The sequence below is a fragment of the Shewanella decolorationis S12 genome (genome assembly GCF_000485795.1).
GTDB lineage: Bacteria > Pseudomonadota > Gammaproteobacteria > Enterobacterales > Shewanellaceae > Shewanella > Shewanella decolorationis.
In genome coordinates, this window is sequence record NZ_AXZL01000068.1 from 81,700 (window position 1) to 97,634 (window position 15,935).

Annotated in this window: 15 protein-coding genes; 9 read left to right on the forward strand and 6 right to left on the reverse strand. The window is 46.6% G+C overall.

Annotated features, from left to right (window positions below; genetic code table 11):
• Positions 1-20: 20 nt before the first annotated feature.
• From mak to SHD_RS12265, 3 genes are all read left to right on the forward strand, one after another.
• The gene (mak, locus tag SHD_RS12255) at positions 21-941 is read left to right on the forward strand and encodes a fructokinase (protein ID WP_039978290.1); all 921 of its coding nucleotides are present in this window, start codon (positions 21-23) and stop codon (positions 939-941) included.
• Positions 942-1,048: 107 nt separating this feature from the next.
• Positions 1,049-1,783, forward strand: a complete 735-nt coding sequence (locus tag SHD_RS12260; RefSeq protein ID WP_023267407.1) for a YdcF family protein — start codon at positions 1,049-1,051, stop codon at positions 1,781-1,783.
• A gap of 4 nt (positions 1,784-1,787) precedes the next feature.
• Positions 1,788-2,483, forward strand: a complete 696-nt coding sequence (locus SHD_RS12265) for a DUF2982 domain-containing protein (RefSeq protein WP_023267408.1) — start codon at positions 1,788-1,790, stop codon at positions 2,481-2,483.
• A 92-nt stretch (positions 2,484-2,575) separates the two neighbouring features.
• Here the strand turns inward: SHD_RS12265 and SHD_RS12270 are convergent, their stop codons facing one another.
• The 6 genes from SHD_RS12270 to galU all read right to left on the reverse strand — a co-directional run bounded on the left by SHD_RS12270 (position 2,576) and on the right by galU (position 9,542).
• Entirely contained in the window at positions 2,576-4,879 is a 2,304-nt protein-coding gene (locus SHD_RS12270) for an OmcA/MtrC family decaheme c-type cytochrome (protein ID WP_023267409.1), read from the reverse strand.
• 419 nt (positions 4,880-5,298) lie between these two features.
• Complete coding sequence (locus tag SHD_RS12275; RefSeq protein WP_023267410.1) at positions 5,299-6,288, reverse strand: LysR family transcriptional regulator; 990 nt, start codon at positions 6,286-6,288, stop codon at positions 5,299-5,301.
• Positions 6,289-6,544: 256 nt separating this feature from the next.
• Positions 6,545-6,970, reverse strand: coding sequence for a bactofilin family protein (locus tag SHD_RS12280; RefSeq protein WP_023267411.1), 426 nt, complete (start codon positions 6,968-6,970; stop codon positions 6,545-6,547).
• A 90-nt stretch (positions 6,971-7,060) separates the two neighbouring features.
• Positions 7,061-7,546 (reverse strand): ferredoxin-type protein NapF, encoded by a 486-nt coding sequence (gene napF / locus SHD_RS12285; RefSeq protein WP_023267412.1) that lies wholly within the window; start codon positions 7,544-7,546, stop codon positions 7,061-7,063.
• 74 nt (positions 7,547-7,620) lie between these two features.
• A complete protein-coding gene (galE, locus tag SHD_RS12290; protein ID WP_023267413.1) occupies positions 7,621-8,634 on the reverse strand; it encodes a UDP-glucose 4-epimerase GalE in 1,014 nt (337 codons plus the stop codon).
• Positions 8,634-9,542, reverse strand: a complete 909-nt coding sequence (gene galU, locus SHD_RS12295; protein ID WP_023267414.1) for a UTP--glucose-1-phosphate uridylyltransferase GalU — start codon at positions 9,540-9,542, stop codon at positions 8,634-8,636. The genes galE and galU overlap by 1 nt, the downstream gene beginning before the upstream one ends.
• A 323-nt stretch (positions 9,543-9,865) precedes the next feature.
• Between galU and phhA the strand changes: the two genes are divergently transcribed.
• From phhA to SHD_RS12325, 6 genes are all read left to right on the forward strand, one after another.
• A complete protein-coding gene (phhA, locus tag SHD_RS12300) occupies positions 9,866-10,681 on the forward strand; it encodes a phenylalanine 4-monooxygenase (protein WP_023267415.1) in 816 nt (271 codons plus the stop codon).
• A gap of 81 nt (positions 10,682-10,762) precedes the next feature.
• On the forward strand, positions 10,763-11,101 hold the full coding sequence (locus SHD_RS12305) for a 4a-hydroxytetrahydrobiopterin dehydratase (RefSeq protein ID WP_023267416.1): 339 nt from the start codon (positions 10,763-10,765) through the stop codon (positions 11,099-11,101).
• Between the two features lie 274 nt (positions 11,102-11,375).
• Positions 11,376-12,914: a transcriptional regulator TyrR gene (gene tyrR, locus SHD_RS12310; protein ID WP_011717658.1), complete on the forward strand. Its 1,539-nt coding sequence runs from the start codon at positions 11,376-11,378 to the stop codon at positions 12,912-12,914.
• A gap of 338 nt (positions 12,915-13,252) precedes the next feature.
• A complete protein-coding gene (locus SHD_RS12315) occupies positions 13,253-14,239 on the forward strand; it encodes a fumarylacetoacetate hydrolase family protein (protein WP_023267417.1) in 987 nt (328 codons plus the stop codon).
• 83 nt (positions 14,240-14,322) lie between these two features.
• Positions 14,323-14,973: a maleylacetoacetate isomerase gene (maiA, locus tag SHD_RS12320; RefSeq protein ID WP_023267418.1), complete on the forward strand. Its 651-nt coding sequence runs from the start codon at positions 14,323-14,325 to the stop codon at positions 14,971-14,973.
• A 98-nt stretch (positions 14,974-15,071) separates the two neighbouring features.
• Entirely contained in the window at positions 15,072-15,668 is a 597-nt protein-coding gene (locus SHD_RS12325; protein ID WP_023267419.1) for a nucleotidyltransferase family protein, read from the forward strand.
• Positions 15,669-15,935: the final 267 nt, after the last annotated feature.

Below are 15,935 nucleotides of genomic sequence, written 5' to 3' on the forward strand. Positions count from 1 at the left end.
AACAGTGGAGTAAGTCATTCATGATACGCATGGGCATCGATTTAGGTGGCACAAAAATAGAACTCGTCGCCTTAAGTGAGGAAGGTAATGAACTGTTTCGTAAGCGTATCAATACCCCTAGAGATTATCAGGGCACACTGAATGCCATCGTCGATTTAGTGAATGAGGCGGAAGCGACCTTAGGTGAAAAGGGCACGGTTGGCGTGGGGATCCCGGGAGTCATCTCTCCCTATTCAGGATTAGTTAAAAATGCCAACTCGACCTGGATCAACGGTCATCCCCTCGATATGAATTTAGGGGAGCTGCTTGGCCGTGAAGTGCGGGTTGCTAACGATGCCAACTGTTTTGCGGTATCCGAAGCCGTGGATGGTGCTGCTGCGGGTAAATCTGTGGTGTTTGGGGTGATCATTGGCACGGGCTGCGGCGCGGGTGTGGCCATTAACGGCAAAGTACACGCTGGTGGTAATGGTATTGGCGGTGAGTGGGGCCATAACCCGCTGCCTTGGATGACCAAGGAAGAGTTTAATACTACCCGTTGTTTCTGCGGGAATCCCGATTGTATCGAAACCTTTATTTCTGGCACCGGCTTTGTTCGCGATTACAACGAGGCCCTCAGCCGTTCGGTGGATGTGCAAGCTACGCCCGCGAAATCTGGCACTGAGATCATGGCCTTAGTCGACGCGGGGGATGAAATGGCGATTGCAGCCTTTGACCGTTATATGGACAGACTGGCGCGCTCACTCGCCCATGTGATTAATATGCTGGACCCCGATGCGATAGTTCTTGGCGGCGGCATGTCTAATATTGAGGCGATTTATCCAAGATTACCTGCATTATTAACTCGTTATGTGGTGGGAAGAGAGTGTAAAACGCCTGTAGTACAGAACCTTTATGGCTGCTCTTCTGGCGTGCGCGGCGCTGCTTGGTTATGGGAAAAATAACCCAGTAACGTTACGTTTTCACTCGTGACAACGCATCGCCTTGGCGATGCGTTTTGCTTTCTTTTGATGTTATGATTGCGCTCCTTTGGATTATTGGGCGCTAGCGCATGTTTTGGATTAAAAAAGTTGTCTCTCAGGCAATTATGCCTGTTCCATTTATCCTGTTGTTATTGCTGCTATCTTTGTTGATTTGGCGCAAACCGCGGTTAGTAAAATGGGCGATTGGTGGTGCATTTACGCTGCTTTTAGTACTCAGTAGTCAATTAAGTGTGGATTACTTGGTCAAGCCTTTAGAAACTCAATATCCCATTAACTCCACTCCTATTACGGGTGCCTGTGTAGTCATGGTGCTGGGGTCTGCACACTCGGATATCACAGGTGCTACTGCGGTACAATCTTTGTCTGCGGTCGCCTTAGCGCGGCTAACTGAAGGGCTAAGGCAACTCCAATTAGGTCAAGACTGTACCTTAGTGGTCAGTGGTTGGGGAGGGGAGCTAACACAACATCCCCATGCCGAAGTGATGGCAAAGGCGGCGGTTGAACTCGGCGCTGATGCATCACGTATAGTTCAGATCCCCCTTGCGCGCGATACGATTGAAGAGGCGCACTATTTTAAAGAACACTTCGGCGATCAAGCCGTGCGATTAGTCACCTCGGCTTCCCATATGCCAAGGTCGATGGCGATCTTTAGTGGTCAAGGATTAACGGCGAGCGCCGCACCGACGGATTTTAGGGCTAGGAATGATTTTTACTGGCGCTTAACTGCGGATAACTTACTCGCCTCGCAACGGGCGATACATGAATATATAGGTCGTTTATGGCTCTGGATAAAACAGGAATAAAAATATGACGCTTGAGTCTGATGTTGTCTCGGTTCGTCCACTCTCTAAACGTAATGGCTTAACCTTAACCATTGTAGGCGCCGGCGCCTTTGTCTTAGGTTTTGGTTTATTTGTGCTATTTCCTGAGCTATTTGCCGTGGGCTTAGTGTTTTTCAGCTTAGGTGCAATTGCGTTGATATTGGGCTTAGCCAAAGTGTACGAGCCTGACACCACATTAACTATGGATGAGCAGGGGCTGACTTATTTTCATCGTCGCGGCAACGTTGCAATAAACTGGAGCAACATTCAACGGGTAGATATTCCACGAGTCACTCAGGGTGTTGATACTATTGAGCTTTCCTATATCGGCATTAAGCTCAAACAGTTGAATCCTATCCTCGATAACATTTCATTGCGTCTTGCGGCGGGCTTATTGACTGAGCAGCGGCCATTACTGGTGACTGCGGCATCGCAGCAGGAAGATTTAGCAACCTTGGAAACCTATCTTGGCGCCGAGTTTAGTCCTTTCGTGAATGATGGTGACCGTTACCGTGGGGTATTAGCGATGTTTGGCCATCGTTGCGTGATGCTCAATACTCACCTTGGCTACCATCTTTATATTCCCCACGATAGTTTAGACCGTGACCCTAGAGAATTTATTAAGCTGTTAAGGCAACGCATCGCGCAGAGTACGATTCAAGTCGATGCCACAACTCATTAAAAATTCTGATAAAAAAGGGGCCCCGTAGGGGCCCCAATAAATTGCAGAGATGAAGTTCGGGTTGTGCAGGGGGCAACCCAAAGGTACTAGTACTAGTGTGCTACCTCTGCGTGTACCTTATCTATGCCATAGGTTTTACCTTCAGCATGGCAGGTCGCGCATGATTCTACTGGTAGGTTAGGATCAGTTACTGCATCCGCTTCTACAATCGCACCATTACTTCTAAAGTGAGCTACTGCTGCTGCATCTGAGTGAGCGTGACAGGTGCGGCATGATTCTGCTACTGGGCTAATATAGTAGCTACCCACTTTAATAGAACGTTTGCCAGAAGTTAAACCACCGTCAGTTGCGAACAGTTTGGCACCGTCTTTGTGGCACGCTGCGCAATCTGTTTCTGGTGATGGATAACCGAACAACGCACCATTAGCATCACGGAAGATACCTTCCACAACACCGAAGTTACCACTGTGGAAACGGTGAGCAACAGTGAACAGGTCTTTGTTGTTGAAGGTTACTTCTGGGGTGACGACTAACTTGCCATCAGCACCTTTGTAACCAGTCGCGCCATGGCCTGATGCGCCAGTTGTATCGTTGTGGCAGTGCATACATTGATCGAAGGTGTAAACACCATGTCTATAACCTTTAGCGTAGTCTAAGCTACCATGACAAGCGTTACATTTCGCTTCAGCTACAGTGATACGGGCTGGGTTGCTCATACGAGCTGTTGCTGCGGTACCACCATCTAAGTTGAAGAATTTCACTGCAGAGGTGTTACCAATTGGGCTAGTTGGGCCATATTCTAGACCCGTTGTATTACAGCTAACGACTTTGCCGGCTTTCGCGCAGAAGTTTGCTTCAGAACCAACGTAGATAGTGCCAGTTGCTTGTGCATCTGGAACATCTTTAACAATGGTCAACACGCCGCCTGATAGAGTACCGTTTTCCAGTTTGAGGCTGATGGCGGTAGGTTTAACATCACGCCATGAGTATACAGTACCATCTGTCGCTACATTACCCACTAGTAAACCGTTAGCGGCGAACATACCTGTTGGGTTTGAAGTCGCGTTATAGGTTTTCAGTGATGTGCCATCAGCAATCGGTGCACCGTTAAGGGTGATGTTAGCTTTAAAGGTAATGGTTTTCATGCCGACAGTTGCAGATGGAGCAACAGTAGGAGTTGTGAAATCCACTTTCATCAGCGAAGCGTATTCAGCACGTTTACCTACGCTGTGAACCACTGCTGGAGATAAGTTACCTGCGCCATGACAAGAGTTACATTGAGTGTCATCCGCTTGAGCTAAACCAAACTCTGAGTGATTTTCACCAGTTGCGAAGTTGACTGTCATATGGCAGCCCACGCAAGCTTGTGCGTAAACGGTGTTATAGCTAGGTTGCTCAGTTGTGTGGCAAGAAGTACATTCTTTAAGATCAGATGGGAATCCAATCTCACTCCACTCTTTAGCGGTTTTATTGGTTAAATCGAAGTTAGCTGCGTTTTCTGCACCAGAGTGGATACGGTGGATCATTGCAGGGAAATCAAAAATCAGACCTGCTGCAAGGTTAGCATCACTCGGTACTTGCGCTGGGTTATGGCAGGTTACGCAGTTTTTAACATCTTGATAGTTATGGTGGGCTTCAATCTTAGCGATATGACCATCAGCTTCACCATGACAATTCTTACATGCATCACTTGATACAGTGTCTTTACCTGATGCGGCTAATTCATCAGTCGCAGGGATAAAGTCTACTGGAACAGATAGAATTTTATCTGCTAAAGCCACACCTTCGCTATTTGCGATATTGTAGGCACGTAAGAACACCCTGTGTACTGCGTTAGGATTGTCATTTGGGTTAATGATAGGTGCAGCACCATCATAGGTCCAAGTGGCTGTATAAGTACCTGGGTTTGCAGTGTCTTCAGTTAATGTACACGCATTTTTAGTACCGTTAAGGCCATTGAGTGTACAAGTTAAAGATGTGCCAGCATTGTTTGCCATGGCATTGTTTTGCCATTCGATTGGCGCACCAGTGCCAGAGGTGTTTTCATTCGCCGTTAACGAGTAAAGGGCAATTTTATCGAGTCCCATAAAGGGCACATCTTTTCCTGCATTTTTACCAGTAACAGAGAATTTAACACTGAAACCTTCACTGCTTGTGACTTTGATATCAGCTGGGCTAAGAGTAAATTTCAGATCGGTTATAGATTCTGCGGTTTTAGCAAAAGAACCCGCTGGCAAACCTGGTGTACCAGGAGTGCCCGGTGTTCCAGGGGTACCTGGTGTTCCGGGCGTGCCGGGTGCACCATCTTGCCCGTCTTTTCCGTCCCCGCAGGCGGTTAAACACAAGGCACTAGTGAGAGCTAGTGCCAGTAGAGATTTATTGTAGTTTTTCATCATCGCGTCCCTTTTTCTTTCTATAAGACTGCGTGTGCAGTGACTCTACTATAGGTTCATCCACCTACTTATAAAGGGGTATTTACAAGTTTGTATCCGATATGTGAACAGTGATTTAACACACCAAAATGGAAATTCTAAAATATGAAATTAAATATTTCTAATTTTGTAATTCGTATCTAAAAGTATGAAGTGGATAGCAAATTTTTACTTTTAATTTTAATGGCTTGTTGAGATTAATTTTCAATTAATTTTGGAGGCGGATACTTATGAAACTTATATTTAATGTTTTTCGGAGCCAATTTTTGAGTCAAAAGTGAGGCTAATTTAGCGCCATAAATCGAAGTGAAAATGCTGGAAATAAGCTTGGATTTAACAAATTAAACTGTTTTTTAAACAATCAAAGCATCCATGCTGTCGAGCTATGATTGTGTTAATAGCGTGTTGGTTGTCAGGGCTGTTAATAGTGAACTGATCACAAGTTCACATTGGGTTTGACTATAACGTCTGTGGCTTCGTGGTTTTTCAACGAGAAAATACTGTGGCGGCATGATAGTGTCATGCAGTCTGTGCAGTTCAGCGATTGGAAGAGGGGCTAATTTTAGTCCTGGCATGTGCTTAACGGTATGCATGTCGATACTTGAGCAAAATGCAACGCTTTGCATTGTCAGTAAGTGTGCATACCATTCTTCTCTATCTACAACTCTCTCAATCGAGGGTAACAGCAGTCCCTGACGTTGGCAAAAGAGTTCTAAAGGATCAATTCTACTGTTAAAGCCTTTGAGATCAAGGCACAGGAAGGAATGACGACATATCTGCTCAAGGCTGATATCCAGCTGACTTTCCCAAAGGGGATGATGTTTCGACGCAACAACATACACATTAGCAATACAGCCAAGGCGAGAAACATTAAGATCTTTGGTTTCTGTTGGCTCTATTGTGATCCCAAAGTCTAATTCACCAGCATGTATTAACTCAGCGCTATTATCCTGCCATTTATGTAACCTAACTTGCCCTAACTCATTGACTACGTCTGGTGAACTAAGCTGTGGAGCTAAAAAGCTTAACAAACCATTACTGGCGGCAATATGTAACGGCAATTCAACATGACTGGCCGCATTTTGGAGTTGCAATGCCGATTGTTCTAAGTGATAGACGGATTCGGTAAATTGGCAAATGGCGACATATAGGCTTTCTGCAAGTGGGGTTGGCTTTAACCCCTGCTGGCGGCGATAAAACAGCTCGTCATTAAAAGTTAACCTAAGGGCATTTAGGCAGCGACTTATTTTAGGAGCCGATACGTTTAACGCTTTGGCGGCACTATTTGCGTGGCCGTTATCAAAAATACTTTTAAAGACGAGTAAGGTGAAGACATCGAGTTCGCAGATTTGTTTTAGTAATGGGTTGCTCATTTGGTATCGCCTTGCGATGAGTCTTTGTCTGCAATAGCCTCATAAGAACAGTCTTACTGAGGTACATAAATGCGTTTATTAACAATACATGGTTGACTAATGAAGTTAGCATTTACAGTACGGCTTAACTGTGATCTCAATCCTTAAATTAACATTTGGTTAACGATCGCCGTTGTTGAAAGTTGTGTTAGTTGGATTTTTAGACAATAGATAAAAAGTCAAAATGGACGGATGAGGCGTTTTTACATGCAAAGGCTTAGTTATCTTGATTAGGCGATAACAAAACGTTTGTCGATGTTGTTGATGGTAGGCTGTGGGCATGAATGGTCTGATGGTCTTCTTTAATTCTTAAGCCAATAAATTGACCTCCTTCATTGATTTGCATTGAGGTACAGGCAACATCGCCATCGACAATGCCTCTGGATTGAATGATCAGACGTTCACAAATTAATCGACCTTTAAAATAGCCGTCGATGATAAATTCCCGACACTTTATTTCACCGTGAATACGTCCTGTTTTCTCGACGATGATATTGGCTTGCGACAAAATTTGTCCTTGTATCTCACCGCCGATTAAGACATCACCGGAAAATTCAATATTGCCCGTTAGCATAGTCCCATCGGCGATAAAGCTCAGTGCGGGGGCTGTGTTTCGGGTAAAGGAAAATTTTTTGCCAAACATGCGATGATAAACCTAGGTGATTGAAGGTGATATGACCGTGGGATACTAACCTAAACATGCCTTGAAGCCTAGTTAACTCAAGCCATAAGCTTATTCTGTTGACTTAATGCTGATGGCTTGGCTTGGGCAAGGCGCGACACAGGCTCCGCAACCCGTGCAGAGCTCGCTATCAATCTTCGGCATCGGCGCGTTACCCACGCTTAAGGTAAAGCTAATAGCGCGGGGCTCACAGGCATCCTTACAACTTTGGCACCAAATGCCTTGATATGTTAAGCAGTTATCTTGAATAACCGCTTTGTGTTGCCAAGGGGGTTGGGTCAAATCAAACAGCTTATCTTCTGGGCAGACAGAGGCACATTGGCGACAAAAAGTACATTCATTATCCTTAAATGAGACTTCGGGAAAGCCGCCATCCCCCTTGAAGATAATCTTAGTTTCACAGGCGGTGATACAGGCCGAGCATCGGGTACAGATGTCAGTAAATTCAATGCCTTCGCGCCCCCATGGTGGCCTAATTGCCGATGATTTGCGGCGGCTAAAAAGATTACGGCGGCTGTGATTGATGCTTTCTGTCATAGGTCTTTCGGAGTTTAACTGTGATTAAGGGATAATAAAAATGGCTTGGGAGTTACCGCAAGCCATTTAGATTATTAGCCTTTATAGCCATTTGGATTGGTAGATTGCCAATGCCAACTGCTGTTTGCCATATCCTCTAAGCTGTGAGTCGCCTGCCAACCTAGATCGTTCCTTGCATGATCTGGGTTTGCATAACAGGCGGCAATGTCACCCGGACGGCGCGGCGCAATTTGATAGGCAATCGACTTACCACAGGCCTTTTCGAAGGCCTTAACCATATCGAGCACACTGTAGCCTTGGCCTGTACCTAGGTTATAGGTGACAAGTCCTGGTTTGGTGGCCAGCTTTTCAAGGGCTTTGAGGTGTCCAAGAGCTAAATCCACCACATGGATATAGTCGCGCACGCCCGTACCATCATGGGTTGGATAATCATTGCCAAACACACTTAACGCTTCGCGTTTACCGACTGCCACCTGTGCGATAAATGGCATCAAGTTATTTGGAATATCGTTAGGATCTTCGCCAATCAAGCCGCTGGCATGGGCGCCAACAGGGTTGAAGTAACGTAAACGGGCGATATTCCAACTCGGATCGCTATGGTGTAAATCCGCTAGTATATGCTCGACCATCAACTTAGATTGACCGTAGGGGTTAGTGGCACCCGTGGGGAAATCTTCGGTAATCGGCAGGCTGGCGGGGTCGCCATACACAGTTGCAGAAGAACTAAAGACGAGGTTTTTCACCTTAAACTCGGCCATCACTTGGCAAAGAATTAAGGTGCCAGTCACGTTATTCTCATAATACTTGAGTGGCTTAGCAACAGATTCACCAACGGCTTTTAATCCAGCAAAGTGGATAACGGCATCGATGTTATGGTCGCTAAAGACCTTCTGCAGTAAGGCCTTGTTAAGAATATCGCCTTGGTAGAAGGTGACCGATTTACCAGCAATGCGCTCGACACGGTTAAGGGCTTCGATGCTTGAATTAGACAGGTTGTCTAATACAATCACTTCGCTCCCTGCATTGAGCAATTCCACCACGGTATGAGTGCCAATATAACCAGCACCGCCGGTCACTAAAATCGTCATTATTTAATTCCTTTTACGACAGTTTTTAAATATTGCGCAAAATCTTCACCGATTTCGCTGTGGCGCAGGGCGTATTCCACGTTAGCGCGCATATAGCCTTGCTTGTTTCCGCAGTCATGACTCTTACCTTGCATGTAGTAAGCGTTAACAGTTTCTTCCTTCATTAACATCGCAATGGCGTCAGTTAGCTGAATTTCATCACCCGCTCCAGCAGGGGTTTTAGCCAGTAGTGGCCAAATTGCTGCGGGTAACACGTAACGACCCACAACGGCTAAGTTAGATGGTGCTTCGTCAACTGGCGGTTTTTCAACGAGTTCGACCAATGGCTCAGACTCGCCTGGTTGTAGATCATGTCCATTCACATCCGCAATACCATATTGGTTCACTAAATGATGTGGCACGCCTTCAACCATGATTTGGCCGACTTGGGTTTCATCATACAGATTCACCATGGCGGCCAAGTTGTCTGTTTTCAGGTTGCAGCTGGCATCATCAATAATCACATCAGGCAGCAATACGGCGAAAGGCGCATCACCTACGACGGATTTCGCACATAAAATCGCATGGCCTAAGCCTTTGGCTTGGGATTGACGTACGCTGATCACTGTGACGTCCTTTGGGCAAATGGATTGCACTGCTTCGAGTAACTGACGCTTCACGCGGCGCTCTAATTGCGCTTCTAATTCAAAACTGGTGTCGAAATGGTTTTCGATAGAGTTTTTACTGGCGTGGGTAACCAACACAATTTCTTTAATACCCGCGGCGATGGCTTCGCTAACCACGTATTGGATCAATGGTTTATCAACAACGGGTAGCATTTCCTTAGGGATAGCTTTGGTCGCAGGAAGCATACGAGTGCCCAGTCCAGCGACAGGAATAACGGCTTTACGAATTTGATGTTGTTTCATTGCGAACCTTCAGATTAAGGAGAGGCGGTTATTGGGCAATATTGTAAATGACCCACGCAGAAAAGCCATTTGCAAACACCGAAATTTGTCGGTTTTTCTGCATATTATCAGCCTATCGTCGTCATTTTTACGCCCAAGTGTCAAGGACGGTTATCCGTCTTTGTAAGTTTGAATACTTATGCCCCAAGGTTTTTAAATGACTTGTAATATTTGCTTTACGTTTGTGTCACATTATCGCGTAAACAATAAACTGTGAGGGAGTTAACAAAAATCGAGGCTTAGATCACTATGGAGGCATTAGCGTCAGCCATGAAGTGAATTTTATGACTAAAGAGATAGCGCACACCGCGCCCTATGTTGCGCGAAGTGCAGATGATTCAGGGTATATCCATTACCCGCAGGAAGAACATGATATTTGGAGCCAATTATATGCTCGCCAAGCGGTGAACCTACCGGGGCGTGCCTGTCAGGAATATCTCCAAGGGCTCGATGCCTTGGCGATGCCGAAGGACCGCATTCCACAATTGGCAGAGATAGACAAAGTATTGCAAGCCACCACGGGCTGGAAAACCGCGGCCGTGCCGGCCTTGATTTCCTTTGGCCGCTTCTTTGAGCTTTTGGCCAACAAGGAATTTCCGGTTGCGACCTTTATCCGCCGTAAGGAAGAGTTTGATTACCTGCAAGAGCCGGATATTTTCCATGAGATCTTTGGTCATTGCCCCTTGCTGACCAATCCTTCTTTCGCCCATTTTTCCCATATCTATGGTCAATTGGGCTTAAATGCCAGCAAGGAAGACCGTGTCTTTTTAGCGCGCCTGTATTGGTTTACCGTCGAATTTGGCTTACTCAAGCCCCAAGATGGTGAATTGTGCATCTACGGCGGCGGTATTTTAAGTTCTCCCGGCGAAACCTTGTATGCCATGGAAAGCCAAGTGCCGGAGCGTAAGCCCTTCGAGCTCTTAGATGTGCTGCGCACGCCTTATCGTATCGATATTATGCAGCCGATTTATTATGTGATTGAACATATTGATATGCTGGATGAAATCGCCAAGATGGACATCATGGCCTATGTGGCTAAGGCGCGTCAGCTAGGCTTGTTTGCCCCTAAGTATCCGCCTAAGGCCAAGAAGGCAAGCTAACTGCTGACTTTTAAAAACGAATTAAATAAAGCGTAATAAGGGCAACGGATTGATCCCCTAATGTTGCCAAGAGGAGTATGTATGACAGCGTTAACCCAAATGAAATGTGAAGCTTGCCAAGCCGATGCGCCGAAAGTGACCGATGCAGAATTGGCCGAACTTATCCGCATGATCCCCGATTGGGGCGTGCAAGTGCGTGATGGCATCATGCAATTGGAACGGGTTTACAAATTTAAAAACTTTAAGTTAGCGATGGCGTTTACCAATAGGTTAGCGGATCTGGCCGAAGAGGAATTCCACCACCCAGGCATTTTAACCGAGTGGGGCAAAGTGACTGTGACTTGGTGGTCACACTCAATCAAGGGTCTGCATAAGAATGACTTCATCATGGCAGCCAAGACCGACCAGTTGTTAGACTAAAAAATTCAATTTTAAAATCAGCGCTTTAATTGTGTCTTAGCGCTGATTTTTTCTTCCTGTTACAAATACGCTGTAAACTAGACTTGCCACTTTGAGCGTAACCTTCTAACGTATACACGCCCAGCTATTAATCCTGCCTTTTACGTTTGCGTAAACTATAGAGGCTTCGTCAAACGAATGTCTTACGAGGCCAAGCCTAAGGGCTCAACCTCGAGATAATAGCTCTGCACGGTTTATCCCAAAATTCGAATCAAAATAGGGAATATCAGTCATTATGCGCTTGGAAGTTAGCTGTCAAGATCGCGTGGGTTTAGCGAAAGACATCTTAGTCGTGTTAGAACGTTATGGCATTAATCTCATCGCCATCGATGCCAGTAACCAGGGCTTTCTCTACCTGCAATTTGCCGAGGTCAGTTTTGATACCTTAAGTGCCTTGATGCCGCAGATCCGCAAAGTGGAGAGTGTTCACGATGTGCGAACTGTGTCGTTTATGCCTTCGGAGCAGGAACACTACGCCTTAAAAACCCTACTCAAAACCCTCCCTGACTCAGTGTTCTCCATCGACGTGAAGGCGCGCATTCGTATCGTCAACGAGTCGGCGCTGCTCAATATGGGCATGGGGGAGCATGAAGTGCTCGATGAATCCTTAAACCATTGGGTGCAAGGATTTAACTTCAGTCGCTGGCTCAGTGAGAGCCAAGTGTTGCCGCAGGCGGCGCGGGTCAATATCGGCCAAAACGAATATCTGGCCGAAATGTTACCGATTTACTTACCCGATGAGGATGATAAAACCATCCTCGTGGGCGCAGTCGTATCGCTTAAATCGCCTGCGCGGGTCGGTAAGCAATTCAATGCACTGCAAAATCAAACTGCGGGCTTTGAAAATGTGTTAGCCAGCAGCGACAAGATGAAAGAAGTGTTAAAACAAGCTCGCCGCATGGCGCAGCTCGATGCGCCGCTATTAATTACCGGCGAGACTGGCACGGGCAAAGAGCTAATGGCCAGAGCCAGCCATGATGCTAGCATGCGCCGCGAGAAACCCTTTATCGCTATTAATTGTGCGGCACTGCCCGATAGCGCCGCCGAAGAGGAACTCTTTGGCTACGTTAGCCAAGGCAAAGTCATTAAGCGCGGCTTTTTTGAAGAAGCGAAGGGCGGCACAGTGTTCCTCGATGAAGTGGCCGAAATGTCTAAGGCGGCACAGGTTAAACTGCTGCGGTTATTACAGGATGGCACCTTTAGACGCATTGGTGGCGACGAAGAAGTTCGCGCCGATGTGCGGATCATCTGCTCGACCCAGAAAAACTTAGCCGAGCTTTGCCAAACTGGTGAGTTTAGGGAAGATTTGTACTATCGCATTCATGTGCTTAGCTACCATATACCGTCACTGCGCGAGCGTAAAGTCGATATCATTCCGCTGACGGAGATGTTCCTTGAACACTACAGCCAGCAACTCTCGAGCCCAGTGAGACGAATTTCGGCCCAATGCCGTGATCATTTATTGACTTATGCCTGGCCGGGTAACGTACGTCAGCTTAAGAATGCGGTCTTTAGGGCAGTATCTATGTGGGATGGCTCGGGCGAGCTGACCGTTGAGCAACTTAAGCTGCCATCCTACGCCGAAGGTTTTGGTTATTTCGATAATGCCTTCGAAGGCAATCTCGATGATGCGATGAAGCAATTTGAGGCCAGCTTGCTGCGCCGCTTATATCCGGCTTACCCCAGTACTCGCCAATTGGCGAAGAAATTAGGGGTCTCCCATACGGCCATCGCCAATAAACTCAGGGAATACAAGATAGCCAAGCCAAAGTAATCTTGCTTTAAGCTTAGGATGTAACAGTATCGTTCCACTTTTTTGCCGACTTTTTCACCATATCGTTCTGCGAAATAGTGACAAGCGGCAGCAGGGGATGAAACGTAATGATTAGTTTACAAAATGTGAAATAATAGGGTGAAATGTGATTTTGCTCACGCTATAGGAATCCGCCGTCGCTTCGGGTATTTCTACGCGCAGCAAACCCTATACGGCGAGTCTAAAAAGGCTAGATTGCCCGCACTCGTTGTCACCCATTCCCGTTAGCTGAGCGTATCGGCTAACCATAAATAGATAAAAAGCGCAGTACGCCGAGCCGTAGAAGCACAGGAGCAGATATGAAACTTGCCAGTTATAACAATGGTCGCCGTGATGGCCAGCTGATGTTAGTGAGCCGCGATCTTACTCAAACGGTTGCCGTGCCAGCGATTGCCCACACGATGCAACAATTACTCGATGGTTGGGATCTGCTCAAGCCGCAATTGCAAGAACTGTATGATGCGCTTAACGAAGGCAAATTACCGAACGCGCAAGCCTTCGATGAAGCCAAATGTTTATCACCTTTACCACGAGCCTATCAGTGGGCTGATGGTAGCGCCTATGTTAACCATGTGGAATTAGTGCGTAAGGCGCGCGGCGCTGAAATGCCAGAAACCTTCTGGACCGATCCGCTGTTTTACCAAGGCGGTTCTGACAGCTTTATTGCGCCAAAGGCGGATATTCCTCTAGCGAGCGAAGATTGGGGCATCGATTTCGAATCGGAAATCGCCGTGATCACCGATGATGTGCCTATGGGAGTGAGTGTTGAAAATGCCGCATCGCACATTAAGCTGTTGATGTTAGTGAATGATGTGTCACTGCGTAACCTGATCCCCGCAGAGCTGGCGAAAGGCTTTGGTTTCTTCCAATCCAAACCTTCGAGCAGCTTCTCACCGGTAGCTATCACGCCAGATGAGTTAGGTCACCGCTGGGAAGATTCAAAGGTGCATTTACCGCTTATCACCCATTTAAATGGCGAACTATTCGGTCGCCCGAATGCGGGTGTGGATATGACCTTTAATTTCAGTCAGTTAATATCTCATGTCGCTAAAACCCGTCCATTAGGCGCAGGCGCGATTATTGGCTCGGGCACGATTTCTAACTATGACCGCAGTGCTGGTTCGAGCTGCTTAGCTGAAAAACGTATGCTCGAAGTCATTGCCGATGGTAAAGCTAGCACACCGTTTATGCGTTTTGGCGACACAGTGCGCATTGAAATGCTCGATGATAATGGCGCCTCTATTTTTGGCTCTATCGATCAAAAAGTGGTTGAGTACAAGGCGTAAGGCTTTTGTGCGAACACAGTGACAGATAATATTGACGGGGCTTTTAGCCCCGTTTTTTCAGCAGAACATAAGGACAGAGTGAGATGAAACTATACGGTTATTGGCGCTCTAGCGCCGCCTATCGTGTGCGTATTGCCCTCAATCTTAAAGGCGTGAGCGCCGAGCAGCTGTCGGTGCATTTAGTGCGTGATGGTGGCGAGCAGCACAAGGCGGATTATATCGCCCTAAACCCACAGGAGCTGGTGCCAACATTGGTTTTAGGTGATGAAGAGGAGGGGGATGCCTTATCCCAATCCTTAGCCATTATCGAGTATCTGGATGAGCTTTATCCAAAGACGCCGCTATTGCCCGCGTCGGCGCTTGAACGTGCCCATGTGCGCGCCATGGCCTTAACCATTGCCTGTGAAATTCATCCACTCAATAACCTGCGGGTATTGCAATATTTAACTCAGAAGCTGAACGTCGATGAAGAAGCCAAAACCGCTTGGTATCACCATTGGGTGGCGAGTGGGTTTGCGGCGCTCGAAACCCAACTTGTGCGCCATAGTGGCCGCTATTGTTTTGGTGACAAAGTGACGCTAGCGGATCTGTGTTTAGTGCCACAAGTATACAACGCCCAGCGTTTTAATGTGGATTTAACGCCGTACCCCAATATTATGCGGGTGTGGGCTGAGTGTAATTTGCTGCCAGCCTTTGCGGATGCAGCGCCAGAGCGCCAGGCTGACGCGGTGTAACCCGTGATCAAGCATAAATAAGTGCTCTGAAACCGATTACAAAGTGGTGTGAGTCGATATCATTTTTTATGTGTTTGATATTACAGTAGACTTTAGGCATGACTGAAACGGAATTAGCCGCACTATTACGCACATGGCTAAGCCAAGATCGGGGGCGGATGAGGGCGCTTGAATTGGCGCAGCAATGCGCCCTGATGCATACCTTGCCGCAGTGGTGCTTGGCAGCGGGCTTTGTCCGCAATCTGGTGTGGGACAAATTGCACGATATTAAGCAGCGTCCGTTAAACGATATCGATCTGATCTACTATTGCCCCTTGGATACTCGTTCTGAACGGGATAGGGCGATAGAAGCATACCTACAAACACTGGCACCAGACTTACCTTGGTCGGTAAAAAATCAGGCGCGAATGCACCTTAAGAATCAGGATAATCCCTACCAATCGACGCAGGATGCGATGTGTTATTGGCCAGAGCAGGAAACGGCTGTAGCTGTGTATTTTGAACATATACCTAACACAGTATCTTCCGCGGTCGATAACTTACACCTGATTGCACCCTTCGGCTTAACCTCATTATTTGCCTTGCAGTTAACCCATAATCCCAAGCGTGCGTTGACTGTATTTGAGCAGCGAATTGCCGCAAAGAATTGGCTTAAACAATATCCGCGATTGACTTTGGCTAATTACCTTGGCTAATTAACTCACTTCATCAATATGAGTTTTGAGATTTTTTTCTGGTCTGTTCATAAGTAACGGACTCTGATTTCCACCGTTTCCTCATTATTTTCCATTACTAGCTTTATATAAATTCTTCAGCTTTTTTTGCTATCAAACTAGGCCAATTCTAGCGTGTTTTGATGTTAACTAATGTAACTGAGATGTTAATTTTGAGCCTGACTATTTATTCCTTATTACTCCTTGCGGAGGTAATTAGTGATGGCTAATTAATGCGGTAAGTCACAA